This window comes from Luteitalea sp. TBR-22 (assembly GCF_016865485.1).
In the GTDB taxonomy this organism is placed as follows: domain Bacteria; phylum Acidobacteriota; class Vicinamibacteria; order Vicinamibacterales; family Vicinamibacteraceae; genus Luteitalea.
This window is the reverse complement of record NZ_AP024452.1, coordinates 827,925-853,241: the sequence shown is the minus strand read 5'-3', so window position 1 is coordinate 853,241 and position 25,317 is coordinate 827,925. Positions and strand designations below refer to the sequence as shown.

28 protein-coding genes are annotated in these 25,317 nt (G+C 68.9%); 5 read left to right on the top strand and 23 right to left on the bottom strand.

All coding sequences use genetic code 11. From position 1 onward, the window contains the following. Positions 1–57: 57 nt before the first annotated feature. On the bottom strand, positions 58–819 hold the full coding sequence (locus tag TBR22_RS03490; RefSeq protein WP_239491565.1) for a class I SAM-dependent methyltransferase: 762 nt from the start codon (positions 817–819) through the stop codon (positions 58–60). 120 nt (positions 820–939) lie between these two features. Beyond that, positions 940–2,439, bottom strand: coding sequence for a hypothetical protein (locus TBR22_RS03485; RefSeq protein ID WP_239491564.1), 1,500 nt, complete (start codon positions 2,437–2,439; stop codon positions 940–942). A 797-nt stretch (positions 2,440–3,236) separates the two neighbouring features. Here TBR22_RS03485 and TBR22_RS03480 point away from each other — a divergent pair. Next, positions 3,237–3,527, top strand: coding sequence for a type II toxin-antitoxin system RelE/ParE family toxin (locus TBR22_RS03480; RefSeq protein WP_239491563.1), 291 nt, complete (start codon positions 3,237–3,239; stop codon positions 3,525–3,527). Between the two features lie 10 nt (positions 3,528–3,537). Then, entirely contained in the window at positions 3,538–3,837 is a 300-nt protein-coding gene (locus tag TBR22_RS03475; RefSeq protein ID WP_239491562.1) for a HigA family addiction module antitoxin, read from the top strand. Positions 3,838–4,077: 240 nt separating this feature from the next. On the opposite strand, the gene TBR22_RS03470 is transcribed toward TBR22_RS03475, so the two are convergent. After that, positions 4,078–5,262 carry a DHHA1 domain-containing protein gene (locus TBR22_RS03470; protein WP_239491561.1) on the bottom strand — a complete coding sequence of 395 codons (1,185 nt, stop codon included), beginning with the start codon at positions 5,260–5,262 and terminating at the stop codon, positions 4,078–4,080. 146 nt (positions 5,263–5,408) lie between these two features. Here TBR22_RS03470 and TBR22_RS03465 point away from each other — a divergent pair, with 146 nt between their 5' ends. Next, positions 5,409–6,797, top strand: a complete 1,389-nt coding sequence (locus TBR22_RS03465; protein ID WP_239491560.1) for a cyclic nucleotide-binding domain-containing protein — start codon at positions 5,409–5,411, stop codon at positions 6,795–6,797. A 12-nt stretch (positions 6,798–6,809) separates the two neighbouring features. Here TBR22_RS03465 and TBR22_RS03460 read toward each other — a convergent pair whose 3' ends face one another. From TBR22_RS03460 to TBR22_RS03445, 4 genes are all read right to left on the bottom strand, one after another. Beyond that, on the bottom strand, positions 6,810–7,496 hold the full coding sequence (locus TBR22_RS03460; protein ID WP_239491559.1) for a class I SAM-dependent methyltransferase: 687 nt from the start codon (positions 7,494–7,496) through the stop codon (positions 6,810–6,812). 80 nt (positions 7,497–7,576) lie between these two features. Beyond that, a complete protein-coding gene (locus tag TBR22_RS03455; protein ID WP_239491558.1) occupies positions 7,577–8,992 on the bottom strand; it encodes a sulfatase in 1,416 nt (471 codons plus the stop codon). A gap of 179 nt (positions 8,993–9,171) precedes the next feature. Beyond that, positions 9,172–10,365 (bottom strand): 7-cyano-7-deazaguanine synthase QueC, encoded by a 1,194-nt coding sequence (gene queC / locus TBR22_RS03450; RefSeq protein ID WP_239491557.1) that lies wholly within the window; start codon positions 10,363–10,365, stop codon positions 9,172–9,174. 1 nt (position 10,366) lies between these two features. Continuing rightward, on the bottom strand, positions 10,367–11,020 hold the full coding sequence (locus tag TBR22_RS03445; RefSeq protein ID WP_239491556.1) for a radical SAM protein: 654 nt from the start codon (positions 11,018–11,020) through the stop codon (positions 10,367–10,369). A 59-nt stretch (positions 11,021–11,079) separates the two neighbouring features. Here TBR22_RS03445 and TBR22_RS03440 point away from each other — a divergent pair, with 59 nt between their 5' ends. Next, on the top strand, positions 11,080–12,030 hold the full coding sequence (locus TBR22_RS03440) for a DUF72 domain-containing protein (RefSeq protein ID WP_239491555.1): 951 nt from the start codon (positions 11,080–11,082) through the stop codon (positions 12,028–12,030). Between the two features lie 172 nt (positions 12,031–12,202). On the opposite strand, the gene TBR22_RS03435 is transcribed toward TBR22_RS03440, so the two are convergent. Further along, entirely contained in the window at positions 12,203–12,757 is a 555-nt protein-coding gene (locus tag TBR22_RS03435) for a peptidylprolyl isomerase (protein WP_239491554.1), read from the bottom strand. Between the two features lie 72 nt (positions 12,758–12,829). Continuing rightward, the gene (locus tag TBR22_RS03430; protein ID WP_239491553.1) at positions 12,830–13,621 is read right to left on the bottom strand and encodes a bifunctional 2-polyprenyl-6-hydroxyphenol methylase/3-demethylubiquinol 3-O-methyltransferase UbiG; all 792 of its coding nucleotides are present in this window, start codon (positions 13,619–13,621) and stop codon (positions 12,830–12,832) included. 262 nt (positions 13,622–13,883) lie between these two features. Here TBR22_RS03430 and TBR22_RS03425 point away from each other — a divergent pair, with 262 nt between their 5' ends. Then, complete coding sequence (locus TBR22_RS03425) at positions 13,884–15,407, top strand: amino acid permease (protein ID WP_305068767.1); 1,524 nt, start codon at positions 13,884–13,886, stop codon at positions 15,405–15,407. Positions 15,408–15,516: 109 nt separating this feature from the next. On the opposite strand, the gene TBR22_RS03420 is transcribed toward TBR22_RS03425, so the two are convergent. The 14 genes from TBR22_RS03420 to TBR22_RS03355 all read right to left on the bottom strand — a co-directional run bounded on the left by TBR22_RS03420 (position 15,517) and on the right by TBR22_RS03355 (position 25,305). Continuing rightward, entirely contained in the window at positions 15,517–16,635 is a 1,119-nt protein-coding gene (locus TBR22_RS03420; protein WP_239491551.1) for a hypothetical protein, read from the bottom strand. Between the two features lie 189 nt (positions 16,636–16,824). Beyond that, positions 16,825–17,094, bottom strand: coding sequence for a hypothetical protein (locus TBR22_RS03415; RefSeq protein WP_239491550.1), 270 nt, complete (start codon positions 17,092–17,094; stop codon positions 16,825–16,827). 137 nt (positions 17,095–17,231) lie between these two features. After that, positions 17,232–18,659, bottom strand: coding sequence for a sulfatase (locus tag TBR22_RS03410; RefSeq protein WP_239491549.1), 1,428 nt, complete (start codon positions 18,657–18,659; stop codon positions 17,232–17,234). A gap of 129 nt (positions 18,660–18,788) precedes the next feature. Next, the gene (locus TBR22_RS03405; protein ID WP_239491548.1) at positions 18,789–19,397 is read right to left on the bottom strand and encodes a bifunctional 2-polyprenyl-6-hydroxyphenol methylase/3-demethylubiquinol 3-O-methyltransferase UbiG; all 609 of its coding nucleotides are present in this window, start codon (positions 19,395–19,397) and stop codon (positions 18,789–18,791) included. Between the two features lie 3 nt (positions 19,398–19,400). Continuing rightward, positions 19,401–19,862, bottom strand: a complete 462-nt coding sequence (locus TBR22_RS03400) for an OsmC family protein (protein WP_239491547.1) — start codon at positions 19,860–19,862, stop codon at positions 19,401–19,403. A 113-nt stretch (positions 19,863–19,975) separates the two neighbouring features. After that, positions 19,976–21,130, bottom strand: a complete 1,155-nt coding sequence (locus tag TBR22_RS03395; RefSeq protein ID WP_239491546.1) for a sulfite oxidase — start codon at positions 21,128–21,130, stop codon at positions 19,976–19,978. Then, positions 21,127–21,810, bottom strand: coding sequence for an endonuclease III (gene nth / locus TBR22_RS03390; RefSeq protein ID WP_239491545.1), 684 nt, complete (start codon positions 21,808–21,810; stop codon positions 21,127–21,129). Before nth ends, TBR22_RS03395 begins: the two co-directional genes overlap by 4 nt. Positions 21,811–21,971: 161 nt before the next feature. Next, positions 21,972–22,970 carry a D-glycerate dehydrogenase gene (locus TBR22_RS03385; protein WP_239491544.1) on the bottom strand — a complete coding sequence of 333 codons (999 nt, stop codon included), beginning with the start codon at positions 22,968–22,970 and terminating at the stop codon, positions 21,972–21,974. A gap of 19 nt (positions 22,971–22,989) precedes the next feature. Then, entirely contained in the window at positions 22,990–23,235 is a 246-nt protein-coding gene (locus TBR22_RS03380; protein ID WP_239491543.1) for a hypothetical protein, read from the bottom strand. After that, positions 23,235–23,513, bottom strand: coding sequence for a EutN/CcmL family microcompartment protein (locus TBR22_RS03375; protein WP_370651382.1), 279 nt, complete (start codon positions 23,511–23,513; stop codon positions 23,235–23,237). The genes TBR22_RS03380 and TBR22_RS03375 overlap by 1 nt, the downstream gene beginning before the upstream one ends. Before the next feature lies 1 nt (position 23,514). Further along, the gene (locus TBR22_RS03370; RefSeq protein WP_239491541.1) at positions 23,515–23,784 is read right to left on the bottom strand and encodes a EutN/CcmL family microcompartment protein; all 270 of its coding nucleotides are present in this window, start codon (positions 23,782–23,784) and stop codon (positions 23,515–23,517) included. Positions 23,785–23,800: 16 nt separating this feature from the next. Next, positions 23,801–24,067, bottom strand: coding sequence for a EutN/CcmL family microcompartment protein (locus tag TBR22_RS03365; protein ID WP_239491540.1), 267 nt, complete (start codon positions 24,065–24,067; stop codon positions 23,801–23,803). Further along, the gene (eutM, locus tag TBR22_RS03360) at positions 24,064–24,351 is read right to left on the bottom strand and encodes an ethanolamine utilization microcompartment protein EutM (RefSeq protein WP_239491539.1); all 288 of its coding nucleotides are present in this window, start codon (positions 24,349–24,351) and stop codon (positions 24,064–24,066) included. The genes TBR22_RS03365 and eutM overlap by 4 nt, the downstream gene beginning before the upstream one ends. An 84-nt stretch (positions 24,352–24,435) precedes the next feature. Then, complete coding sequence (locus TBR22_RS03355) at positions 24,436–25,305, bottom strand: class II aldolase/adducin family protein (RefSeq protein ID WP_239491538.1); 870 nt, start codon at positions 25,303–25,305, stop codon at positions 24,436–24,438. Positions 25,306–25,317: the final 12 nt, after the last annotated feature.

Sequence of the window (25,317 nt, the reverse complement as noted above, 5' to 3'; positions counted from 1 at the left end):
CCCTGGTATCAGCTCGGATGCAGCAAGTCACGAAGCCCTTGGAGTACGAGCTCGGTGCTATACCTTCCTCGCGACCAAAGCGACCCACGCGTCATCGAACTGCTCGATCATGACTGTGGAGAACCCGGCCTTGGTGCCGAAGACACGCAGTTCGTCCGCGCTCGAGAGCATCGGGAGGTACGACGGCCGCTCCTTGGGTGGATACGACGCGGCGTCCGAAAACATCGTCCATCCCAAGGTCGACGTGATGTCGATGTTGTCGCAGTACAACCGACCGCCCGGCTTCAGCACCCGGTGCGCTTCGGTGACGTACTTGTAGCGGTCCCACTCGTACAGGTGCATGAAGACGACCGTGCAGTACACGACATCTACAGACGCGTCCGGGATCTCGGCCAGCCCGACGTCCGCCAACTCGACCAGTCGTACATTCGGCAGTGTCGCCAAGCGTCGTTTGGCGTGACCGAGCATATTCGCTGAAATGTCGGTGCCGATCCACGTCTTGACGAGCGGCGCAACCTCCGGAGCGATGCGCCCCACGCCACAGCCGATCTCCAGGACGACGTCGCTGGCATGCAGTCCGACGAAGCGTTCCAGCAAGCCCCGTGTGTAGGCCGCAGATCGTTCGAACGTTTGCTCGTCTGTTGTGGATGCCACAAACATCTTGGCGTCGCTCTCAGACTCGGACAGGTGCTGCCACGTCCGCTTGTAGTCGGACCGCGGCATCTGGATGGCGTCCGCCTCTAGACGACGCGTCCAGAGCCAGTACGCACCTCGAACGACGCGTTTGATGATCTGCCGGAAACGGAAGGACTCGGCCATGCGTGGGATTGGTGACGCGCCTCGGCCTGTCCGGGGCGGCGGGCGCAGTATACCTGTCCACGGCCTGAAGCCAGCCCGAGTTGAGGGGGCGGCGTGGCCGCCGCTCCCTCAAGATGCAACTCACTGCACGCAGAACAGCGCGGGGCCGATGGGGTACGACGACCACTGCCACAACGGGATGAACGTCATGCTTGAGTTGTTGGCAGTCACCGCCGCCAGACAACTCACCGGCCAGAGCCGCCCATCGTTCAGGTAGAAGGCGCCTGGCGTGCCAGTTGAGTAGTAGACCGGGTCACCTGAGAACATCGACGCGCCTCCAGGAATCGCCGAGTAGATCGTGTTCGTGACCGGGTAGAAGTTCTTGGTCAGCTGCTGCATCGGCCCTAGCAGCTGGAAGTGCAACCGCTGTCCATCCTTCACGATTGCCCACGGGAAGCCCGTCGGCGCGAGTCCCTGATCCTCGAACACCTTGGGCAATCGGGCGCAGGAGCACGATAGCCCGGTGTTGATGTCCACCCCGACGTGCGCGAGACCATCGAACACCGAGGCGCCGACGGACCGGATGATGTCGATCGGGATTCGGTCGCAGTTGGTAGCGGAGGGAACCGAGTGTTTGTCGGGCCGCGAGACAATGCCGGGACCTTCGGACCAGTCGCCGGCGATGTAGATCTCGGACAGCGGCGATGTGACGAGATGACTTGTCATGGCACGATTGAAGAAGCTCACGCGCATGTGCTTGATGCCGCCAGGAGATGTTACGTCCACGATTGCAAAGCCATCGACCATATCGCTGAACTGGATGTCGACCGAGAATGCCTCAATGATCGAATGCCTGGTCCATGTCAGCGCTGTCCTCGTCTCAAATCCCGCCGAGGTGAGCTCTTCTACGCCCGACTGGAAGGTCGGATCGGTCGATCGCAGGACATAGATGCCGGCGCCATTGACCGGGTTGCTGTCGAAGCCGGTGGTATCGGTGTATGCGAGATAGAAGTACCCATCCAGAAACACAACGCTTGGCTGGCCCGCGCCGTACTTGTTCGGCTCGGCGGCGTACCCAGGATTGTTCTCATCAAGGAACGCCGTGATGATCGGAGCGCCGCCATTCATCCGGGTCCAGGAGGTACCGTTCGTGCTCGTCGCGACGCCAATCGCCGTAGTCCGATGACCGGGCTGACCATAGGGAATGTTGTTGTGCCCGCCGTAGTACATGTAGTACACGCCGTTGACGCGCACGACCGAGGGATCGCAGACGTGGAAGTAGTCGAAGTTCGACGCACTGCCGCCTGACGGTAGGAACACCGCCGTGGCCGCGCTCCAAGGCCCGGATAAGGAAGTGGCGGTGCTTAGCGAAATGCGGTCGCCGTAGTACTGGCCAGCTGGTCCGTAGTTGCCTTGGCAGAACCACATCCGATATACGCCGTCCTGCATGATTGACGGCACATACTCATAGTTGGGATTACCGTTCGGCTGCGGCTGGTTCAAGACCACGGTGTTACCACCGCGACTGCCTGACAAGCTGGAGAACAGCGGCGTCGTGCATGTCTGCGCTATTGCTGGCATCCAAACGTGCACCACGGAAAGCATCACGGCGAGCGGACCAAGGCATCGACGAGAGATCATCTTTCGCTCCCCTCTGTGAGGACATAGCGCAGCCCGTGCTGAACGCACACCTGAGGCGCCCAAGCCGACATGTTGTTACTTACATGCTTTGGCGAGCAACGATGTGGTTGGGGCGGATGATACCGAAGGAGAGTCGTGTCGTCCAGTAACAACTAAGCAACGACAGCGTGGCGAATCTGATGAGGTGGAAGCCTTTCTGCTGCTCGTGCCGGGCGCGCGGATAGCTCCTGTGATTTGCCCGCGTCTCCCTGTGTGCAGCTCAGTTAGTGCGCGCCCGATCGATCCAGCTGTGTGCTGAAGCCGGCCGCGCTTGTCGAAGCTGGTTCACCCGTCCTACGAACCGCGCCCGCCGGCCGTGACATTTCAGACCAAGAGTCCATCCGAACGATGGCGTAGGCGGGGAGGCAATCCAGTTCTCCGATAGCGCCGTGGTCAACCAGCAGCAGCGAGTGTTACGGGAGGGTGAAGCCGAAGACCGAGCCACGTACTGTCAGCACGGGGCCCGTCTCGCTCGCCGAGCGGGATGGATCGCCAACACCCTGCGCGCGTTCAAGAACGCGGACGCGCCAGCACAGCATCGCGCCGCATTCACGAGGTCGTGTCGAACATCGCCGCTGACGCCCAGCAACCTGTGCGGTCGCGTCGACGCCGCACAGCAATCCGAACGCAAGGTCCTGGCGAAATCGTTCGGAAGCGCATCGGCAGGCCGCGCGGGTCTTCCGATATCGGCCGCTCGAGCGCACGTGCACGCTCGAGCGCGGCACAATAGCACACTAACCGTGCTATAGTGCTACGCGGTGATTTGGACGCTGGCCGACGACGCGACCCGGGACATCTGGAACGGTGTCAACTCGAGAGCCGCCCGACGGATCCCGAAGGAACTGTGGCCGATCGTCCGACGAAAGATGGATCAGATCGACGCGGTCACGAGGCTCGACGACTTGCGGGTGCCGCCCGGAAACCGCCTGCACGCGCTCACTGGCGATCTGGCAGGCCAGCACGCCGTGCGCGTGAACGATCAGTATCGAATCGTCTTTCGGTTCGAAGGCTCCGACGCGTTCGACGTGCGCTGCACCGATTACCACTGAGGGCATCGACATGCTTCCGACCCACCGTCCGCCGACCCACCCCGGTGAGATGCTCCTGAAGGAATTCCTGGAGCCGCTGGGCGTGTCGCAGGTCGAGGCCGCCCGGCGGATGAACATTCCGTTCCAGCGCCTCAACGCCATCGTCCGGGGACGTCGAGGCGTGAGCGCGGACACGGCGTTGCTCTTCGAGGCGCTGACGCAGTGGGACGCCGAGATCTGGCTGACGCTCCAGGCCAAGTGGGACCTCTGGCATGCGCTGAAGGCCCGCGGGGCTCGGCCCAGGGTGCGCCCCCTGGCGCAGCGCGCATGACGCGGTGATGGAGCGTCACGACATCCTCACGCCGCATGCGCGAGGTCGTGGCGACCATCGACGCTGACACCCATCGCCTTGGCCGCTAACCGGCCAGGGCCGCTGTGGAGCCCGGCCGGCCGGGCCGGCCGGGCTCCACAGCGGCGCGGTCGGAGACCGCGCCCTACCTCGAGGCGTCACCCAGGTAGGGCGGGATGTCCTCATCCCGCCGTCCCCAACGGCGCGGTGGGACACCGCGCCCTACCCCAGGAACGACCGCAACTGATCGACGGTGACGACGACGCCGCCGGCCTGCGCGAGGTCGGGGCGCCCACCGCCCTTGCCGCCATGCGCGGCGCACACCTGCCGCACCAGCGCGCCGGCGTCGGCCTCGCGATCGGCGCTGCGGGCAATCACCAGCGCGTGCGGCGACGGTCCACCGAGGAGCGCCACCAGGCGGCCGGGCGTCGACACCAGCTGCGATGCGGCCTGCCGCACGCCCTGTGCGTCGGCATCGGGCAGGTGTGCGACGAGCACCCCGGCAGGATCGACGCGCGCCTCGAGCGACGCCGCCTCGAGCGTCACGAGGCGATCGGCGAGTTCCCGCGCGCGCCGCTGTTCCTGCTTCAGGTCGTCGCGGAGCTTCGCGATGGCGTCGGGCACGTCGGTGGCCGCCACCGACAACGCGCGCGCCGAGGCGTCGACGGCGTCGCGGAGGTCCCGGTAGCTCTCGAGCGCCCGGCGGCCGCACAGGAAGGTCACGCGGGTGCCGCCACGGAATCGCTCGGTGGCGCGCACGACGATCATCCCGACTTCGCCGGTGCTGTGCACGTGCGTGCCGCCGCACGCCGAGAGGTCGTGATCCTCGATGTCGATGAGCCGAACCATGCCGGTGCGCCCGGTCTGCTTGCGCAGTCGAGGTTCGTCCACCAGCGTGTCGGCGTCGGCGAAGCGGATGCTCACGCGCCGGTTGCCGAACACGACGAAGTTGGCGTAGTCCTCGGCCCGACGGCACTCCTCGGCCGAGACTTCCCGGTGCAGGTCGAGCGTGCAGGCCTCGAGCCCGAGGTGCACGCTCTCGGTCCGCGCCTCGAGCAGGTAGTCGAAGGCCGCCGACAGGATGTGCTGGCCGGTGTGCTGCTGGCGGAAGTCGTGGCGCCGGCCGCGGTCGATCTCGCCGACCACCTGCCGGCCGACCTCGATCGGCTCGGCGACGACGTGCCACACCTCGTCGCGCTCGTCGGCGACCACGTCCGACACCGGCAGCACATGCCCGTCCACGCGCAGGTGCCCGAGATCGTGGGGTTGTCCGCCGGACGTCGGGTAGAACGCGGACCGGTCGAGGGCGACGCGATGGCCGCGCCCGTCCGGATCGGGCTCGCACGCAGTGACGATGCCGTCGAAGGCGAGCAACGCAGGGTCGTCGTAATAGAGTCGGACGGACACGCCCACAGCGTACAGGCAGCGGGCCTCGCGTGCACCTGTCCGTCGGGGCGCCGGCTTGACCGATGCCGACGCCCGGATCATCATGCCCGTTCGCTCGCGCGCCCAGTCGGTGCCTCGCGGTCACGACGCGCGCCTGCACCCTGGCCATGACACACGCAGACATCGTGACGGCACTCGGCTCGTCGGCGTTGTTCGCCGACCTGCCGCCGGAGACGCTGGCCTCGGTGGCCGCTCGGGCGACGGTCCGGCGGTTCGAACCGGGCGACGTCATCGTCTGCCAGGGCGCCCCGTCGGATGCGGTCTACCTGCTCGTCAACGGGATCGTCGCCGTCAAGCGGGTGATCGGGCGACACGAGGCACTCACGCTCGGCTACCTGATGACCGGGGCGACGTTCGGCGAAGTCGGCATCCTCGAGGATCGGCCGCGGTCGGCCAACGTCGAGGCCGTGAGCACCGTCGACGCCCTGGCCTTCCATCGCGCCGATTTCCTCGAGTTGCTCCTGGCCTGGCCGGCGGCGGCGATTGCGCTCGCCCGATTGCTGGGTGGGTATCTGGTGGATGCCAACAGGCGCCTCACGCGCGAAGGCCGGCAGGCCCGGTGCGTGCTGGTGTGCCATGCGCCCGACGAGGGCGGCGCCATGGCGCTGGCCCTGGCGCTGGCGCGTCGGCTGCGCCTGGCCACCGGCACGCGCACCGCGTACACGGCGTTCAACGACCGCACGGGCATGGCCGCGGCACTGCAGCTCCCGGCTACGGAGGGAAACCACGCGCATCCGGACGGCTTCGAGGTGCTCGCGGCGACGCCCGACACCACTTCGCTCCAGACCGCGTCGTTGGCGATCGAGCAGCTCGTCTCGATCTACGACAACCTGGTCATCACCAACGCAATGGACCTGGCTCGTCCGCCCGATCCGCAGGCGGTGCTCCTGCTGGACGAGGCGACCGATGTGCTCCTGCTGGTCCCGCGCGACGCCGACGCGATGCGGGCCGCGCGCGCCGCGGCGGGCACGCTCCGTCGGTACCTGCGACCTGACGCCACGGTCCTCACCGTGGTCAGCGGTGGGGCCGCGTCTGGCGAGACGCTGGCCGACGGCAATGACGTGGAGATCCCCAGCGTGGACGACGAGGCCGCCCTCGGCGAGTGGCTGCGGAGCGGCGGCGACGTCCCCGCAGCCTTGCACGACGCGGTCGATCGCATCTCCAACCGGCTCGAGCGCAACAACCGCATCGCCCTGTTCATTCCGACCACCGTCGACGTCGATGCGCGGGCCGACACCACGGCCCACGTGCAGCGAGCGCTCGACTTCCTCGCCAAGCGATTCGGCGGCGCCACCAGCCGCGAAGCCACCGGCGTCTGGAACAGTCACGTAGCTGGCCTCGTGGCCGAGCAGGTCTTCATCGTCAACACGTTCGTGAGCCGGGCGGCGCTGCACCGGCACCTCGACGAGGTGGTGGCGTTCGTGAAGGTCCTGAAGGGCGAGCTCCGGCAGGAAGCCATGGCGCTCGAGGTCAACGACACGCTGACCCTGATCTGAGGCTGGGCGCGTCTACCGTGCCCGGAACAACAACAGGTGCTGCCAGGGCAGGGAGTCCACGCGCCGGTCGAGGACGAGGCCCTCGGCGCCGAACTCCTGGGTGGCCTGCGCCACGCTCATCTTGTGCTCGGCCCGGATCGGCACCTCCGGGTCTTCCTTGCGGAACTCGAGGATCGCGATGCGGCCGGTGGGTGACAGGGCGGCCTTCATGGCGCGCAGCACGCGCTGGGGGGAGGCGAGCTCGTGGTACACGTCCACCATGAGGATCAGGTCGACGCCGCCGGCCGGCAGGCGCGGGTCCTCGGGAGTGCTGCGCACCAGCTCGATGTTGGTCAGGCCCGCCTTCTTCGCGCGGCGCCCGACCATCTCCAGCATCTCCGGCTGCAGGTCGACGGCGAGCACCTTGCCGGTCGGGCCGACGGCCCGGGCGAGCCGCTCCGTGTAATAGCCGGAGCCCGCGCCGAAGTCGGCCACCACCATGCCTGGCCGCAGTTGCAGGGCCTTGATGGCCAGGCTGGGACGTTCCTCCGCCTCGCGCTCGGGTCGATCGAGCCACGGCGCCCCTTCGTGGCCCATCACGCCGGCGATGATCCGTCCGGACACGGGATGAGGCGTCCCCGCTTGTCCAGCCAGCAGGACACCCGCCGCGAGGAACGCCACCATCGCGGACCCCAGGGAACGGACACGCGCACGCGTCATGTCGGGTAGGACGCGCGACGGCGCCGATCAGGCTCCAGCCGGCAGGGCGCGCGGCGAGTGCCGCGTGTCGCCGTGGGGCCCTACCTGACGGGCAGCAGCGGCGGCGGCATGTCGATCGAGGCGCGATACTGCTGCATCTCCGCGGTCAGTCTCGCCACGACGTCTGCGTGGCTGGCGGCCACGTCGAACTGCTCACCGGGGTCGATGTCCAGGTGATAGAGCTTCGGCGGATCGTGCTCCACCCTCGCCTCGCCCCGACCATACGCCCCGCGCGTCACCCAGTGCGCCTTCCAGGGGCCACTGCGGAAGGCCATGAGTTCGTCGTTGCGCCAGAAACCGAAGGTCGTCCGCGCGCTCGGCTCGCCACGCTGCAGGGTCGGCAGGAGGTCGACGCCATCGAGGGGCCGATCGGTCGGGCGGGTGGCGCCGGTGAGGGCGGCGATGGTCGGCAGCAGGTCGAGGTGCGCGCCGATCTGCCGGATCGTGCCCGGCGCCACGCGCCCGGGAGCCCAGAAGATACCGGGCACGCGATAGCCGCCCTCCCACGTACTCGCCTTCCCGTCGCGCAGGGGACCTGCCGATCCGCCCTGCTGGTCGTACACCCGCCACGGGCCGTTGTCGCTGGTGAAGACGACCAGGGTGCGCCTGTCGAGCCCATCACGGCGCAGCGCCGCGATCAGGCGACCGACGTTGGCGTCCAGCTCCTCGATCACGTCGCCGTACACGCCCGCCGCGCTACGACCCGCGAAGGCCTTCGATCGGAACAGCGGCACGTGCGGCATCGGGTGGGCCAGGAGCATGAAGAACGGCCGACGCCGGTTGGCGTCCACGAAGCGGATCGCCTCGTCGGTGAGGCGTTCGGTGAGCGTCTCCTGCTGGATCGGGCGCTCGACGACCTCGCCGTTGCGCAGCAGCCGTCCGGCCCAGTACTCGGAGCGCGGCTCGAGCATCATGTCGCGCGTCACCCGCAGGCCAGGGGCCGGGTCCATGTCGTTGGAGTAGGGCAACCCGAAGTGCAGGTCGAATCCCTGGGTCGACGGGAGCATCTCGGGACGATCGCCGAGATGCCACTTGCCGATCAGCGCGGTGGCGTACCCGCGTGCCTTCAGCATCTCCGCGATGGTCACTTCGGACGAGGGCAACCCCGTCGGGAGCGAAGGGCCGAACACCCCGGGGCCGCTGTTGGCGCCGGTCGTCGGGTTCTCGCGGCCGTAGACACCGCTGCGGACAGGCAGGCGGCCCGTGAGCAGTGCGGCGCGGCTCGGGGAACATACGGGGCCTCCCGCGTAGAAGCTCGTCCACCGCTGGCCCTCCGCCGCGAGTCGATCGAGGTGGGGCGTGCGGATGGTGGGATTCCCGTACGACCCGAGATCGCCGTACCCCATGTCGTCGGCGAGGATGACGATGACGTTGGGGCGTTCGGCCCGCCCCTGGGCCGCGGGCCGGGGTGCGGTGGCAATCAGGGCGATGACGCAGGCCAGCAGGGCAACGCGCAATCACGGCAGGCTCTCCGGGAAATGGAGAACGTAGCCTACACGGAGAGGGGATTGCCGGGAACGCCGGAAGGGAGGTCGTCGCCTTCGCGCAGGCATCGCCATCGTCGCCCGAGGGCGACGGCTTCACGCCGGGACGAGACACCGGCGGCGGCCTCCCGATCCGCGATCCGCGATCCGCGTTACAGGTCGATGACGAAATGGTACGCGCTGATGCGCATCCGGTGGCGCAGGTAGAAGCGATGGGCCCCGTGGCGCTGCACGCCGGAGTCGAGCTCGAAGGCCACGCAACCCTGCTCGCGCGCGTAGGCCACCAGCCAGTGCAGCAGGGCGTCGCCGTGCCCCTTCGATCGCTCGCCCTCGTCGGTGACCAGATCGTCGACGTAGAGCACGAGCCCGTTCTTCAACTGCTCCAGCAGCCGGAATCCGGCGACGGCGACGACGCGGCCCCGGTCGGCGTGCAGCACGAGCCGCAGGCCGAGGCGCTCCGCGGCGCGCACCCGCTCGACGAACGCGGCCTCGTCGAGGTGCGGGCGCAGCTGTCGCATCACGGGGTAAGCCGAGGCGATCTCGGCGTCGGTCACGGCGAAGGTGGTCGTCGGGGGCATCACTGAACGGCAGTCGGCAGTCGGGAGTCGGGAGTCTGGAGTCGGGAGACGGGAGTCGGGAGACGGGAATCGGGAGTCGGGCGCGGCGGGGCGGAGGGCCGGATCGGGGACGCCGGCGTCGGCGAAACCGCGCGCGCGTAACTGACAGCTGTCGCAACGCCCGCACGGCCGACCATCCGGTGTCGGGGCGTAGCACGAGTGCGTGAGGCCGTAATCGAGCCCGAGCGCCAGGCCGCGGCGGATGATGTCGGCCTTGGTGAGGTGCTGCAGCGGCGCGTGGATGCGCAGCGGCCGCCCGCCCACGCCAGCCGCCGTCGCCAGCCGCGCCATCACCTCGTAGGCGGCGACGTACTCGGGCCGGCAATCCGGGTAGCCCGAGTAGTCGAGCGCGTTGACGCCGATGACGATGTCGGAGGCGCCGACGGTCTCCGCCCAGGCGAGCGCCAGCGACAGGAAGATCGTGTTGCGGGCCGGCACGTAGGTGCTCGGGATGTCGTGCGCGGTCGCGACGTCGCGATCGAGCGGCACGGCGCCGGCGCCGGTCAGTGCCGACCGGGCGATGTCGCGCAGGTCCAGGTCGAGCTCGACGTGACGCTCCACGCCGAGCGCGCGGGCGGCGCGCCGCGACGCCTCGATCTCCTGGACGTGGGTCTGGCCGTAGCGCACCGTCAGGGCGAACAGCCGGAAGCCTTCGGCCTTCGCAATCGCGCCGGCCGTGTACGAGTCGAGTCCCCCGCTGAGGAGGAGGATGGCAGGTGCGGCGTCCACGTCAGACTCGGCGTGCGGAGGGCTCCCACACGTACTTGTGCTGCTGCAGTTGCAGCCGGACGGGCAGGCGGCTCTCCAGAATCCAGGCCGCGAGATCGGCCGGCGGCACGAGCCCCCAGGCCGGCGAGAGGTGCACGGCGCGGCACCGGGCCGCGAGGTCGTAGGTGGTGACGACGTCCCTGGCGTAGTCGAAGTCGAGCCGGTCGGCGATGACGAACTTCACCTCGTCGCGCTGCGTCAGCATGTCGAGGTTGGGCCAGTGCATGCGCTCGGCCTCGCCGCTGCCCGGGCACTTCACGTCGACGATGCGGTGCACGCCGGCCGGGACGTCACCGATGGGCACGTGCCCGCCGGTCTCGAGGAGCACGGTGTAGCCCTCGTCGATCAGCGCCTGCATCAACGGGATCGCCTGCTTCTGCAGCAGCGGCTCACCGCCGGTCAGCTCGACGAGCGGCAGGCCGATCGCCCGCACCTCGGCAAGGACGTCCTCCACCGACTGCTTGCGGCCTTCGGTGAAGGCATAGACGGTGTCGCACCAGCGGCAGCGCAGGTCGCAGGCCGTCAGCCGGACGAAGGTGCAGGGTTGCCCGGCAAACGTCGACTCGCCCTGGATGGACGGGTAGATCTCGGTGATCGTCAGGGCCGGGGCAGACATGGGAGGATCGGGAGGACGGTCGGGCGCGGCGTGCCCGGGCCTCACCTGGAATTGTAGCAATGGCCGAGCACGTCCCGTTGATCCAGATCGGCACCTCCGGGTGGCACTACCCGCGCGGCCGCGGTGCGTGGACGGGGATCGTGTACCCGCCGCCGAAGGCCCGGGGCGGCGCCGATGAACTCGAGTGGTACGCGCAGCGGTTCCGCACGGTGGAGGTCAATGCCTCGTTCTATCGCGACCTCGACACATCGATGACGCGCCGCTGGGTGGAGCGGACGCCGCCGGGCTTCGAGTTCGCCGTCAAGCTCCATCAGCAGTTCACCCATCCGCGCATGCACGCGCCCTCGGCGCGCGACAAGGACGTCGTGCCGAAGCCGGCGCCGGCGGCGCTCGACGCGGCGCTCGACGCGCTCACCCCGCTGCTCGACGCCGGGCGTCTCGGCCCGGTGCTGGCGCAGTTTCCTGCGAGCTTCCAGGCGACGGAGCAGGCGATGGCCTACCTGGCGTGGCTGACCGAGGCGCTGCGCGATGTCCCCCTTGCCGTCGAGTTGCGGCATCGATCGTGGAGCGACGCGCGACCCGAGACGCTCGCCCTGCTCGACGCGGCCGGCGCGGCGTGGGTGCTGATCGACGAGCCGAAGTTCCGGACCTCGGTGTACCAGTCGCCAGAGGTGTTCGTCGAGGAGTTGCGACAGCGTCCGTGGGCCTACGCGCGCCTGCACGGGCGCAACGCAGCGCAATGGTGGGACCACGACGCGTCCGAGGACCGCTACAACTACCTGTACTCGAAGGACGAACTCGAGCCGTTCGTCGACGTCGCCGCCGCGGCCGCGGCGCTGGGTAAGAAGCTGTACCTCTACACGAACAACCACTTCGCCGGTAACGCCGTGGCCAACGCCGCACAACTGCGGGCGCGGGTCGGCGACCCGGTCGAGGCGCCGTTCCCGCGCACCTTCGTCGAGCGCTTCCCGCACCTGGCCGACGTGATCAGGACGGAAGGGCTCTTCTGATTCCTGTCATTCCGGGATGCCGGGAATGCCGCGAATGTCGAAGGTCACTCAGCATCTCGTGGCGTTGTCGGCAGTCGAAGGACGGGGCGGCCTGGCCCTCGGCTAGTCGACAGGGTTTCTGCGCCCTGGCCCGGACTCGTGCTTTCTGAGCCGTGAGCCTCGAGCCCTGAGCCTATTTCACCGTCACCCGCTTCAGGCGATCGGCGACGGCCAGCTTGTTGGCGACGTCGAGGCCCTGCGTGACCTCGCCGAAGATCACGTGCTTGCCATCGAGGTTGGGCATCGCCGAGAGGCAGATGAAGATCTGGCTGTCGGCGGCGGCGGGGTTGCCCGAGTGCGCCATCGAGACGCTGCCGGGGCGGTGCTTGAGGCCCTTGGTGAACTCTGCGACGCCGATCGGCTGGCCGCTGCTGCCGCCCGGGCTGCGCCCCCACCACTCGCGGTAGGTCATGTCGCGCGACATCTTGTCGCCCCACTGCACCAGTTGTCCCTTCACGACGCGGTGGATGCGCTGCGCGTTGTAGAAGTTCTTCTTCACGAGATCGACGATGTGCGCCACCGTCTTGGGCGCCTTGTCGGGCCACGTCTGGATGACGATCGTGCCCTTGTCGGTCTCCATCACGATCTGCGGGCCCTTGGCAGGGGCCCCCGCCTGCGCTCGCATCGCGGGTTGGCCGACCAGGACCAGCGCCACGAGGAGCACTCCGAGCGACAGCATGCGCGACATGGAGCGATTCTACATGGCGCCTCGGCTGACGTTCAGCGTCAGGCGTTACACGTCAGACGTGAGGCGTTACCCCTACCGCTTCTCGGCCACCAGGCGCACCACGTCCATCTGGCTGCGGTCGAAGAAGTCGGACGTGTCGCGCCGATCCTCGTAGTGGACGACCCGCAGCCCCTCGAACTGCCGCAGCAGGCCGTTGGGCGGAAACCACGCGCTGCCGGCCTCCACGACGATGATGCCGCCCGGCTTGAGCCCGGCAATCGCCTGGGTCACCGAACCCGTCGGAGGCACCCAGCTGTAGACGATCAGGTCCCATTGCTCGCGCCCGAAGTCGAAGGTCGAGTCCATCGCGACCCTGGCGTCGAGCCTGAGCTTCATCGTCGCCGCCCGCTCTCGGGCGAGCGCCACGGCGCGGTCGGCGGGGTCGAACCCGGTCACGTCCCATCCGAGCTTGGCCAGGAACAGGGCGTTCCGCCCCTCGCCCATGCCGACGTCGAGGGCCCGCCCCGGGCGCCGCCCCTCGACGACGGAAGCCAGGAAGGCGTTGGGGCTGGTGTTGAACCGCGGCGCGTCGACGGTGAAGAACCGGTTCCAGAAGTCGTTCTCGAGGTCCTGCCGGCGGGTCTGCAGCAGCGCGACACGACGCGCGGCTTCCTCTGCCGACACGCCCTCCTTGGCGAGGCGGGCGCGGTACCGCTCCGCCACCGCGTCGGGGCTGCGCTGGTCGCGTGGCACCTCGGCCTGCAGCCAGCGCCGGAACTCCGGGTACCAGTCGAATTCCCGCACCTGCGCCCGCACCCCGTCAACCGCGGGCAGGACGCCGAGCAGGCCGATGAGCAGGACGGCACGGGTCAGGAACTGGCGCATGTCCATCAACAACGCGCCACGCTGCGCGGATGAACAGGTGCCTGACGTGGCACGGCGCGGCCAGCTGTGCCATGCCTTTCGCCCGTCGTCCTTGGTCCTTCGGCCTTGGGCCTTGGGCCTTGGGCCTTGGGCCTTGGTTCGGCGTTCGGCGTTCGGCATTCCCGGCGTTCGGGTTCCCCCGTTCCCCGCATTCCCGGCATCGCAGCATTCCCTGGTGTACCTTGTTGCGGAGTTTCCTCCAGACCAGATCAGGGAGTTCCGCGTGTCCCAGCTTTTCGCGGTCAAGCCGCTGTCCCAGCTCACGAGCGACGCCGATCATCACGGGGGGCCGCGCCTGGCGCGGTCGCTCGGGCCGGTCCAGCTCATCTCGCTGGGCATCGGCGCCATCATCGGCGCCGGCATCTTCTCCACCGTGGGCAGTGCCGCGGCCGGTGGCGCGCACCACCTGGGCGCCGGCCCGGCGCTGGTGATCTCGTTCGTCCTGACGGCCCTGGCCTGCGGCTTCGCGGCGCTCTGCTACGCCGAGTTCGCGGCAATGGTGCCGATCGCGGGCTCTGCCTACACCTATTCGTACGCCACGCTCGGCGAGTTGGTCGCGTGGATCATCGGCTGGGACCTGATCATCGAGTACGCGATCGGCAACGTCGCGGTCGCGATCTCGTGGTCGGGCTACTTCCAGGAACTGCTGCGCGGCTTCGGGATCACGTGGCCGCTGTGGCTGGGCACCGACTACCGCACCGCCTATCGGGCGCTGGCCGAGTACCAGGCCGCCAACGGCAACCTCGCCGACCTCGGGCCGGCCGTGATCCGCAACGCCCAGGCGGTGATGCAGGCGCCACACATCGCCGGCGTGCCGATCCTCTTCAACCTGCCGGCGTTCCTGTCGGTGATGGCGATCACGTGGGTGCTGGTACGCGGCGTACGCGAGAGCGCCGGCTTCAACACCGCGATGGTGGTGCTCAAGCTGGTGATCATCGCGTTCTTCCTCGCGGTGGGCGTGTTCTACGTCAAGCCCGACAACTGGACGCCGTTCGCGCCGAACGGGTTCGCCGGCATCAGCAGCGCGGCCGCGATCATCTTCTTCGCCTACATCGGCTTCGACGCGGTGTCCACGGCGGCCGAGGAGACCAAGGATCCGCAGCGCAACATGCCCATCGGCATGATCGGCAGCCTCGTGATCTGCACGGTCATCTACATGGCCGTGGCGCTGGTGCTCACCGGGCTGACGCCGTGGGACCAGCTCGGCACCGCCGAGCCACTCGCGACGGCCTTCTCCGCGCTCGGCATGCACTGGGCCGCCGGGATCATCTCGGCCGGCGCCGTGTTCGCCACCACGTCGGTGCTCATCGTGTTCCAGATGGGCCAGCCGCGCATCTTCTTCTCGATGGCGCGCGACGGGCTGCTCCCGCAGTGGGCCGCCAAGGTGCACCCGAAGTACCAGACCCCGTACATCACCACGATCCTCACGGGCCTCTTCGTCGGCACCCTCGCCGGGCTGGCCAACATCGATGAAGTGGTCGAACTGACCAACATCGGCACCCTGTTCGCCTTCGTGCTCGTCGCGGTGGGGATCCTGGTGCTGCGGCGATCGAACCCCGACGCCCCCCGCCCGTTCCGCACGCCCTTCGTACCGGCAGTGCCGATTCTGGCCATCCTGTCGTGTGGCTACCTGATGGCGCAGCTGCCCTGGCCGACGTGGGAGCGCTTCTTCATCTGGCTCGCGATCGGCCTCGTGGTGTACTTCGCCTACGGCTACCGCCACAGCAAGCTGAGACGCGCAATTTGAAATTGGAAATTTGAAAATGGTCGGCGGCCGGCCTGTCGGCCTTGCCGCGCGAGCCATCACGAAGGGCGACGGCGAAGCCGCGCCCCGCGAGAATTTCAAAGTTCAAATTTCAAATTGCCGTCCACGCGAGGGCGTAGATCGGCGGGAGGTCGGCGCTGACGCGCGTCCACGTGTCGCCCTCGTCGGCGCTCGTCCAGAGTGACCCGGTCGTGCTGCCCATCGCCAGCCGTGGCGCCGACGCGTCGTCGTTCACCACGAGGCAGTGTCGATAGATCAGGTGATACGCGTGCGCGTCCGGCAGACCCTGGCCGAGCACGTCGAACGACTGCCCGCCGTCGCGCGTCCGCGACACCACCACCCGACCGTCGACGGGGATGCGGCGCTCGTCCTTGATCGCCGGCGCGAACCACGCCGTGTCGGGCCGGCCGGGATGCACCGCCACCGCGAAGCCGAACGCGGACGGCCTGGCCGCCGTGACCTCCGTCCATGCGACGCCACCGTCCACGGACCGGAAGATGCCGTTGTGATGCTGCACCCAGAGCGACTCCGGCTGCGAGGGGCACGCCACCATCAGGTGCGCGTCCTGCGCGATCGGGTCGTACTCCTGCCCGGGCGGCATGTACTCGGCGCGCATCCCGTGGCTCGACACCCGCCAGCTCCGTCCCGCATCGTCACTCCGCCAGACGCCGCCGGTCGAGATCGCGATCGTGACGCGCTCGGGATGATCGGGATGCGTGACCACGCTGTGGATGCCCGGCCAGTCGTAGCCCCCGCCGCCCCACTTCTCACGCTCGGGCAGCATCCAGAGCGGCATGTTCAGCTGCCACGTCTGGCCGCGATCGGTCGAATGGAACAGCCCGCCCGGGATGGTGCCGCACCAGAGCGCGCCGGACTGCGAGTAATCGGGCGCCAGCGCCCACAGCTGCTGCACCTTCCAGGGCACTTCCTCGCCACGCATCGGATCGCGCACCACCGGCGCATCATCGGGCTTTGGCGGGAAGGCCGGCGCGGCCACCTCCTGCCAGGCGCCTCCGGCGTCGCGACGATGCAGCTTGCAGCCGAAGTGACCGAGGTTGAGCGCAGCGTACGTCGTGCCGTCGCGCGGATCGTGCAGGGCGAAGGTGACGGGGTCGCCCAGGAACGCGGCCTCGGCGATCGACAGGCCATTGGCGTCGCTGGCGTACGTGAACAGGCCCTTGCGGGTGGAAACGAGCAGGGTCGAGGGCATCGGACAGTCCTTCGCGGTCGGCAGTCGGCAGACGGCAGTCACGGGCCGGCAGTCGGCAGTCGGCAGTTACCGTTCGCTCGTCACGCCGGCAGCAGTCACGGGGCGGCCTGATCTGCCGCCACCGAGAGAGACGGCGGTCGCGACGCCGAATCATCGGTCGCCGGTGACGCGGGAGGGACGCCGGCGGCCTCAGCCTCCTGACAGCGCCTGCATGACGTCGATGTCGCTGTCGGGCTCGAGCGCATCGCTCAGCCGCGATCGGTCGCGCACCGGCGCGCCGTCCACGAACACCGTCACGTGCTTGCGCAACGCGCCCTGCTCGTCCACCAGATAGGAGCGCAACGCGGGCGTCGTCGTGAAGACGGCGTCGAGGGCATCGCGCACGGTCGAGGCAGGGACGCGCACGTCACCGCACGCGACATGCCGCTGCAACGTCGGAGTGAATCGTACGAGAGCCATGCTGTGAAGTCGCGACGGTAGCACACCGAGGCTCCCGAGTCAGGGTCAGCCGTTGCGACCGGCTCGACCCGGCGTGAGCCCGCGACAGCCGTCACGTCGCTCACGATGCGGCAGGTCACCGCCCGCGTCAGCGTCCCTCAGCGCACGGCGAGCAGCGGCGTTGCCATCGGCAGCGACGCCCGCTGGCGACTCGCGGCGGCGGTGAGCCGAGCGACGATGTCGGGATGTTGCGCAGCCACGTCGAACTGTTCACCGGGATCGATGTCGAGGTGATACAGCTTCGGGGTGGCGTGCTCGACGCGTGGCTCGCCCCGGCCGTAGGCGCCTCGTGTCACGAAGTGGGCCTTCCACGGCCCCTCGCGATAGGCCATCAGCTCGTCGTCACGCCAGTACATGAAGGACTGCCGGGCGCTGGGATTGCCCCGGAACAGCGATGGGCCGAGGTCGACGCCGTCGAGCACCCGATCCCCCGGCACCGACGCGCCGGTCATGGCGGCAATCGTCGGCAGCAGGTCGAGGTGGGCACCCATGCCCGACACGATCCCCGGGGCGATGCGGCCCGGGGCCCAGAAGATGCCAGGGACGCGCACGCCGCCCTCCCAGGTGCTCGCCTTTCCGTCGCGCAGCGGCCCGGCCGAACCACCGTGCTGGTCATACAGGCGCCACGGACCGTTGTCGCTCGTGAACACCAACAGCGTCCGTCGGTCGAGGCCGTTGCGTCGCAGCGCGTCGATCAGCCGGCCGACGTTGGCATCGAGCTCCTCGATGACATCTCCGTAGACGCCCGCCACGCTGTGTCCCTCGAACTCGCGGGAACGGAACAGGGGCATGTGCGGCATGGGGTGGGCCAGGTAGAGGAAGAAGGGGCGCTCGCGGTTGGCCTCGACGTAGCGGACGGCCTCGTCGGTCAGGCGCCGGGTCAGTGTCTCCTGCTGGATCGGCTGCTCGACGATCTGGCCGTCGCGCAGCAGCGGCACGCGCCAGTACTCGGATCGCGGGTTGAACATGATCTCGCGGCCACCCTTCACCCCGGGCGCGAGATCCATGTCGTTCGAGTACGGCAGGCCGAAGTGCAGATCGAAGCCCTGTCGCTGCGGCACGAACTCCGGCTGGTGTCCGAGGTGCCACTTTCCGATCACGGCGGTCGCGTAGCCACGCGACTTCAGGATCTCGGCGATCGTCACCTCCGACGAGGGCAGGCCCGTCGTGGATGTAGGGAAGAAGACGCCAGGGCCGCTCTGGTTGCCGGACTCGCGGTTCTCTCTCCCGTAGACGCCGGTGCGCACCGGCAGCCGCCCCGTGAGCAGCGCGGCGCGGCTCGGCGAACAGACGGGCGCGCCGGCGTAGAAGCTCGTCCACCGCTGCCCCTCGGCGGCCAGGCGGTCGAGATGCGGGGTCCTGATGGTCGGGTGACCGTAGGACGACAGGTCGCCGTAGCCGAGATCGTCGGCAAGGATCACGACGATGTTGGGGCGGTCCGGCGACGGGACGACGGGCTGGGCCGATGCCTGCCCCGCCGCAACGAGCATGAGGCAGGCCATCCACAAGGCGATGCGCGACATCATGGGGTCTCGAATCCTGCCGCCCACGCTACCACGGCAGCCAGACGCCGGCCCTGATGTGCCCCTGACCGTCGCGCAAGCGCGACGGCTACGTCCGGCGACCGTTCGGCGTTCGGCGTTCGGCGCCAAACGTCAAACGTCACGTCGCACTACCCACGTCGTCATGCAGCGCATGCCCTGCACCACCGTCGTCTTGAGCGGGTCGAGCAGGGTGCCGCCGAGGGCGCTGGTGCTCTCCATCAGACGGTCCTCGTCGACCACGTAGCGCTCGGAGCCGTCGGGCAAGCGGTAGCGTCCATCGCCGAGGGGTTCGAGCGCTTGCGACATGCCGATGCTCGACGCGAGGCGCGCGAAGAGCATGCCGCCAGGCGCGAGCACGCGCCACATGTCCCGCACCATCGCATCGAAGTGCGCGTCGTCGCGGGCAAAGTGCAGGACGGCGTTGCTGATGACCACGTCGAACCAGGCGTCTGGCCAGGGCAGCGCCTCGACGTGCCCGAGCCGGATCTGCTCGCGCAGCAGGCGCGGCGCGAGTGCCTCGGCCATCTCACCCACGTACGCGACCGCCTGCGGGTCCATGTCCACGGCATGCACGTCGACGCCCTCGCGCAGCAGGTACACGAGGTTGCGGCCACCGCCGCAGCCGGCGTCGAGTACCCGCATGCCAGGCGCGATGCGTCCACGCAGCAGTTGGTCGAACAGGTAGATGTCGATGTGGCCGAACTGCGACTGCAGGTCCATCCGTCAGGGTTCGTGCACGACCACCGGGAAGCGCACCGAGTTGGCGAGGAAGCACGACGCGTGGGCTTCGTGGTGCAGCGCCCGCAGATCCTCGGGCGACGGTTGCGCCTCGCCCGCCCACACGACCACGGGGCGCAGGACCACCCGCGTCATCGCGAGCACGCCCGCCTCGTCCTTGCCCATCGTGCCGACCGCATGGTCCTCGTAGCGGTCCACCACGAAGCCGCGCCTGGCGGCATACGAGAGGAAGAAGAGCATGTGGCAGCTCGACAGCGCAGCCACGAAGGCTTCCTCCGGATCGACGCCGAGCGGGTCCGACATCGGGATCGGCACCACGTGCGGCGACGACGACGCGGGGATCGTGGCGCCGCCATCGAACGTCCACCGGTGCGCCCGGCTGTAGCGGCCGTCGGTGAACGTCGCGGTGTACCGATCCCAGGAGACGACGGCGCTGTGTTCGGACATGGGAAGGAATGGGTTCTGCCGGGAATCACGGACCGTCGACCTGAAGGTCGACGGGCACGCATGGATCGCCGCGCCTCTCGAAGTCCGTGGCGGTCGACCTTCAAGGTCGACCGTCAGGCGATCGTGACCGGGACGGGGACCACGTGGTGGATGACGTACGTGCCCCAGTCGTTGTTCCGCGTCATCGGCTGGGTCCGCCCCTGCGCGTCGGTGGCGCGCGACATGAGTACGGCCTGACCGGCCGTGGCCGGCACCTGCCAGCGGAAGCGCCAACGCCGCCACGTGTAGGCACTCTCCGGGTCCATGAACTCGGCATCACGCCAGGTCGCGCCGCCGTCGGTGCTCACCTCGACCCGGGTCACGTTGCCGTCGCTCCACGCTGCGCCCACCACGTCCGTGGTGCTGCCGCGGACCACCTTCCCGGCGGCAGACGGCCGCGCGATCAGCGACTTCACCTGCATGCCCAGCAGTGGACGACGCAGCGGGCGACCGCTCGACCGGTCCCAGTACGCGTAGTCGGTCGTCTCCCAGTAGCTGCCGAACTCGCCCTTGATCACCTCGATCGACGAGAGCCACTTGACCGACGCCATGCCGTAGCAGCCGGGCACGATGAGCCGCGCCGGGGCGCCGTGCGCGGCCGGCAGCGGCGTCCCGTTGATGGCATACGCGACGATGACGTCACGTGCCTTCGTCTCGGCCAGCGACAGGCTCCTGTTGAAGTTGATGGGGCCGGCAGGCAGTGGCGTGTTCTTCACCTCGCCCCGGTCCAGGCCGTCGAAGACGACGCGCGTGGCGTCGGTGGCGACGCCAGCCCTGGCCAGCAGGTCGGCGAGGCGCACGCCCGTCCACTCGGCGGTGCTGACGGCGCCGCGCTCCCATTGCACGCCGCCCACGGCCGGCACCAGGAACGATCGTCCGTTGCCCGCGCACTCCAGCGTGACCACACGGGACACCTTGGGCAGGGCGCGCAACTGCGCGAGCGTCAGCGTGTACGGTTGCCCGACGGCGCCCTTCACCGACAGTGTCCACGACGCGGCGTCGACCGGCGGCACCGCGAAGTGGCTGCGCACGTAGTGCTCGTCGGTCGGCGTGATGAAGTCGGCGAGCCCGCCGAAGTCCTGCTCGAGATTCTCCGGCGACGCCTGTCGCACGAACCGCTTGCCCTGCATGGTTGCCTGCGCCCACGCCCCGCCGGCCCGCAGCCGCGTACCGGAGGCGGCGAGCGCCGCTGCCCCGGAAGCCAGGAAGGTCCGTCTCGGATGACTCACGCCACACGCCCCTCTCGAACGACGCCGATCTTCGGGCAGGCCTCGTTCAGGATGCACCGGCCGCATTGCGGAAACACCGGCTTGCACACGTGCTGCCCCCACGTGACGAGATGCAGATTGATGGTCGACCACCACTTGCGCGGCGACACGTCGTAGAGCGCACGCTCGGTCTGCTCCGGCGTCCGCGTCCGCACCCAGCCGAACCGGTTGGCGATGCGGTGCACGTGCGTGTCGACGCAGATGTTGTCGGCGCTCCGGCAGGCGACGATGAGCGTGAGGTTCGCCGTCTTGCGTCCGACACCAGGCAAGGTCAGCAACTCGTCCATCGTCGTCGGCACCCGGCCGCCGAAGTCACGCAGGAGGATACGCGCCGTCTCCTTCAGGTGCACGGCCTTGTTCCGGTAGAAGCTCACCGGGTAGATCAGCTTCTCGATGCGGGCCGTGGAGAGGCGCGCGAGCGCGGCGGGGTCTGGCGCCACCGCGAACAACCGCAGCGACGCCGCGAGCGTGACCGCATCCTTGGTCTGCGCCGACAGCATCGTCGAGATCAGCACCTGGAAGGCGTCGCCCTTCAACTCCTCGGCGATCTTCTCGATGGCCGGCAGTTCGAGCGACCTGATGGCGCGACCGAGCTTCGTCAGCGTCGGCGCGATGGGAAGCGGCGGACGAAGCGTCGGCACGGCGACGGCGCGTGTGATCGTTGGCGGCATCCGAGGCGGCAGTGTAGCCGTTGCCCTTGGGCAACGGTCAGTGGTATCGCGAGCGAGCGCAGACCGTCGGGCAAGCCCGACGGCTACATCCGGTGACGGTGCGCCATGCGTTCGGCGTTCAGCGTCAAACGTTAAACGTCAATGAAGCTCCCCGGGATGGGTGTGACCGGCGCGCGGCCTTCCAGCACCTCGATCAGGTTGCGCGCGGCGAGGTTGCACATCGCGGTGCGTGTCTCGCGCGTCGCGCTGCCCAGGTGCGGGATGAGGAACGCGTTCTCGAACTTGAGCAGCCCGGGATGCACCACCGGCTCGAGTTCATAGACGTCGAGGGCCGCGCCGGCGATCCAGCCGTTCTCGAGCGCCGCGACGACCGACGCCTCCTCGACGACCGGCCCACGCGCCATGTTCACGAGGTACGCGCTGGGCTTCATCAGCCGGATCGACTCGCGGTTGATCAGATGGTGCGTCTCGGGCGACAGCGGACAGTGCAGTGTGACGACGTCGGACCGCCGCAGCACCTCCTCGAGGGTCGTGCCCTCGTAGGGCGCGCCATCGGGGCCGGTGATCACCTCGTCGGGCCGACGGGGCGAGCGCATGTAGATGGCGCGCATCCCGAAGGCCGCCGCCTTGGCGGCCACGGCCTGGCCGATGCGCCCCATGCCGATGATGCCCAGCGTCTTGCCCACCAGGTCCATGCCGAGCAGGAAATCGAGCTGGAACCCCTTCCACTGCCCGGCGCGCAGAGTGCGCTCGCCCTCGCCGAGGCGCCGCGTGACCCCGAGGATGAGCCCCCACGTGAGCGCCGCGCACGCCTCGTTGAGGACGTCGGGCGTGTTGGTCACCACCACCTTGCGCTCGCGCGCTGCGGCGACGTCGATGTTGTTGTAGCCGACCGCCACGTTGCACACGACGCGCAGGTCCGGGCACTGGTCGAGGAACGCCGCGTCGATGCGATCGGTGCCCTGCGCCACCAGGCCATGGCATTTCTTCGTGCGCGCGACGAGCTCCTCCGGCGTCGGGCTGCCGCTGCAATCGAACACGTCCATCTCGGCGTGCTGCGCGATCAGGTCGAGGGTTTCCTGGAAGAGGCGACGCGACACGAAGACGCGCGGGCGCGATGGGCTCGACATGGGCACTCGGGAGAAACGGTCAATGACCGTAGGACTGACAGAACCCGCAGTGGTGACACGTGACCTGCGGCTCGACGACGCACGGGGCGTCGGGCTCGGTCGGCGCGAGCGAGACGAAGCGACCGAACGCCAGGTGTGATTTCAAGGAGGTTGCGGCCGGAACGCAGGCCCTCGCCGCGGCAGGGCCGGTCGTCCCGGCCCGGGCCGAGTCGAGATGCCGCGCAAGCGCGTCGCGGACGAGGGCGCGGACCTGTTCTTCGGTCATCACCAGGCTCCGTTGGTCTCGAGGGCGTCGACGATGCCGATGATCGCGGCATCCACCGGCGCGGCCTTGCGGCCGAGCGCATCACCGGCGGCCTTGCCTTCGATCACCAACAGCACCCGCTCGCCGACCCCGGCGCCGACGCTGTCGACGGCGAGCACGGCGTTGCCCTTCGCGGTGCCGTCGGGCAGCTCCGGTTGCACGAGCAGCAGCTTGGCGCCGTGCAGCTTGGCGTGCTTCTGCGTGGACACGACGGTGCCGACGACGGTGCCGATCTGCACGTCAGGCGACCACGTCGGTGGAGTCGACGATGCCGACGATGCTGGCATCGGTCGGCACGTCGACGGGATGGAACGGGAACGCGGCCTCGCGGCCGCGCACGAAGAAGACGCGCTCGCCGACGCCGGCGCCTGCCGCATCGGTGGCGACGAGCGGACGACCGGTGTCGGCGCCGTCGCGCGCGACGGGCTGGATCACGAGCAGCTTCACGCCGGACAACCGCGCGTCCTTGTGCGTGCAGACGACGGTGCCGACGACGCGGGCGAGGTGCATGGGCGGGAGTGCGCGTTCAGGCCATCGACACGGTGTCGACGATGCCGACGATGGCCGCGTCGACGGGCGACTGCGACAGGCCGTCGGCCATGCGCGCCGAGCTGCCCGAGACCACCAGCACGGTCTCGCCGGTGCCGGCGTCCACGGTGTCCACGGCCACCAGGGGCGTGCCTTCGAGCTGCCCCTCGGGCGACACGGGACGAACGAGCATGAGCTTGGCGCTCAGGAGCCGTTCGTCCTTGCGGGTCGCCACCACGGTGCCGACGACCCTGCCGAGGATCATTTTCCGGCGGCCTTGCCGATGGGCAGCACGTCCTCGAGGTTGCTGTGCGGCCGCGGGATGACGTGCACCGACACGAGCTCGCCGACGCGGCGGGCCGCCGCGGCCCCGGCATCGGTGGCGGCCTTCACGGCGGCGACGTCGCCGCGCACGATCGCGGTCACGTAACCGGCGCCAATCTTCTCCCAGCCGACGAGGTTGACCTTGGCGGCCTTCACCATCGCGTCGGCAGCCTCGATCATTGCCACGAGGCCCTTGGTCTCGATCATCCCGAGTGCTTCACCCATAGTCGAATTCCCTGGCGCCTCGCGCCGGCTTGCGCGGCCATTCCGCGCGGTCCTGGACATGGTGCCCGCCTGCGCGGCGCGCGACTACGCGTCGCGCGTCACCTGGCGTACCGCGTCGGCGATGAGGGCCGAAAGCTCGCGGTATGTTAGCCGAATTTCCCCGCCCCCGCCGCCCGGCAGCCCACCGCCCGGGGGCACGACCGGCGACGGCACGATGCGCGGCCCGTCGGAGGACGGCGCCTCCACGAACTGGCACGTCACCGGGCCGTCGGTGGCCTGCGCCGGATCGGTGCAGATCGGAGCCGGCGATCGGATGCCGTAGAAGTCGCGCAGCCCCTGCAGGCGGTCCACTTCCTCGCGCGAGATCAGGTTCTCCCGCCCGAGCTGTCGCGCCACCAGCGTGATCTGCGCGAAGTGCTCCATCGTCTCCATCTTGAAGTACGCGTTCAGGAGATCCTGGCCGCACGTCAGCGCGCCGTGGTTGGCCAGCAGCAGGCCGTCGTGCGCGGTGATGTACTTCTTCACCGCGTCGGGCAGTTCCTGCGTGGACGGCGTGGCGTACTCGGCGATGGGGACGCTGCCCAGCGAGAAGATGATCTCGGCGAGCGAGGACTTGTTCAGCGGGATGCCCGCGACGGCGAAGCCGGTCGACAGCGGCGGGTGCGCGTGGACGACGGCCGTCACGTCGGGCCGCATCTCGTACACCGCCAGGTGCATCTTCAGCTCGGTCGACGCGTCGCGGTGACCGGCCACCTTGTTCCCCTGCATGTCGGTCACGACCATCATGTCCGGGGTCATGAAGCCCTTGGATACGCTCTTGGGCGTGGCGAGCAGGTGCCGGTCGTCGAGCCTGACGCTGATGTTGCCGTCGTTGGAGGCCACGTAGCCCCGCGCGTACACACGTCGCCCGACTTCACAGATCAGGGCGCGGAGCTCTTCTTCGCGGGGAAGCATTCAGTCGTTCGA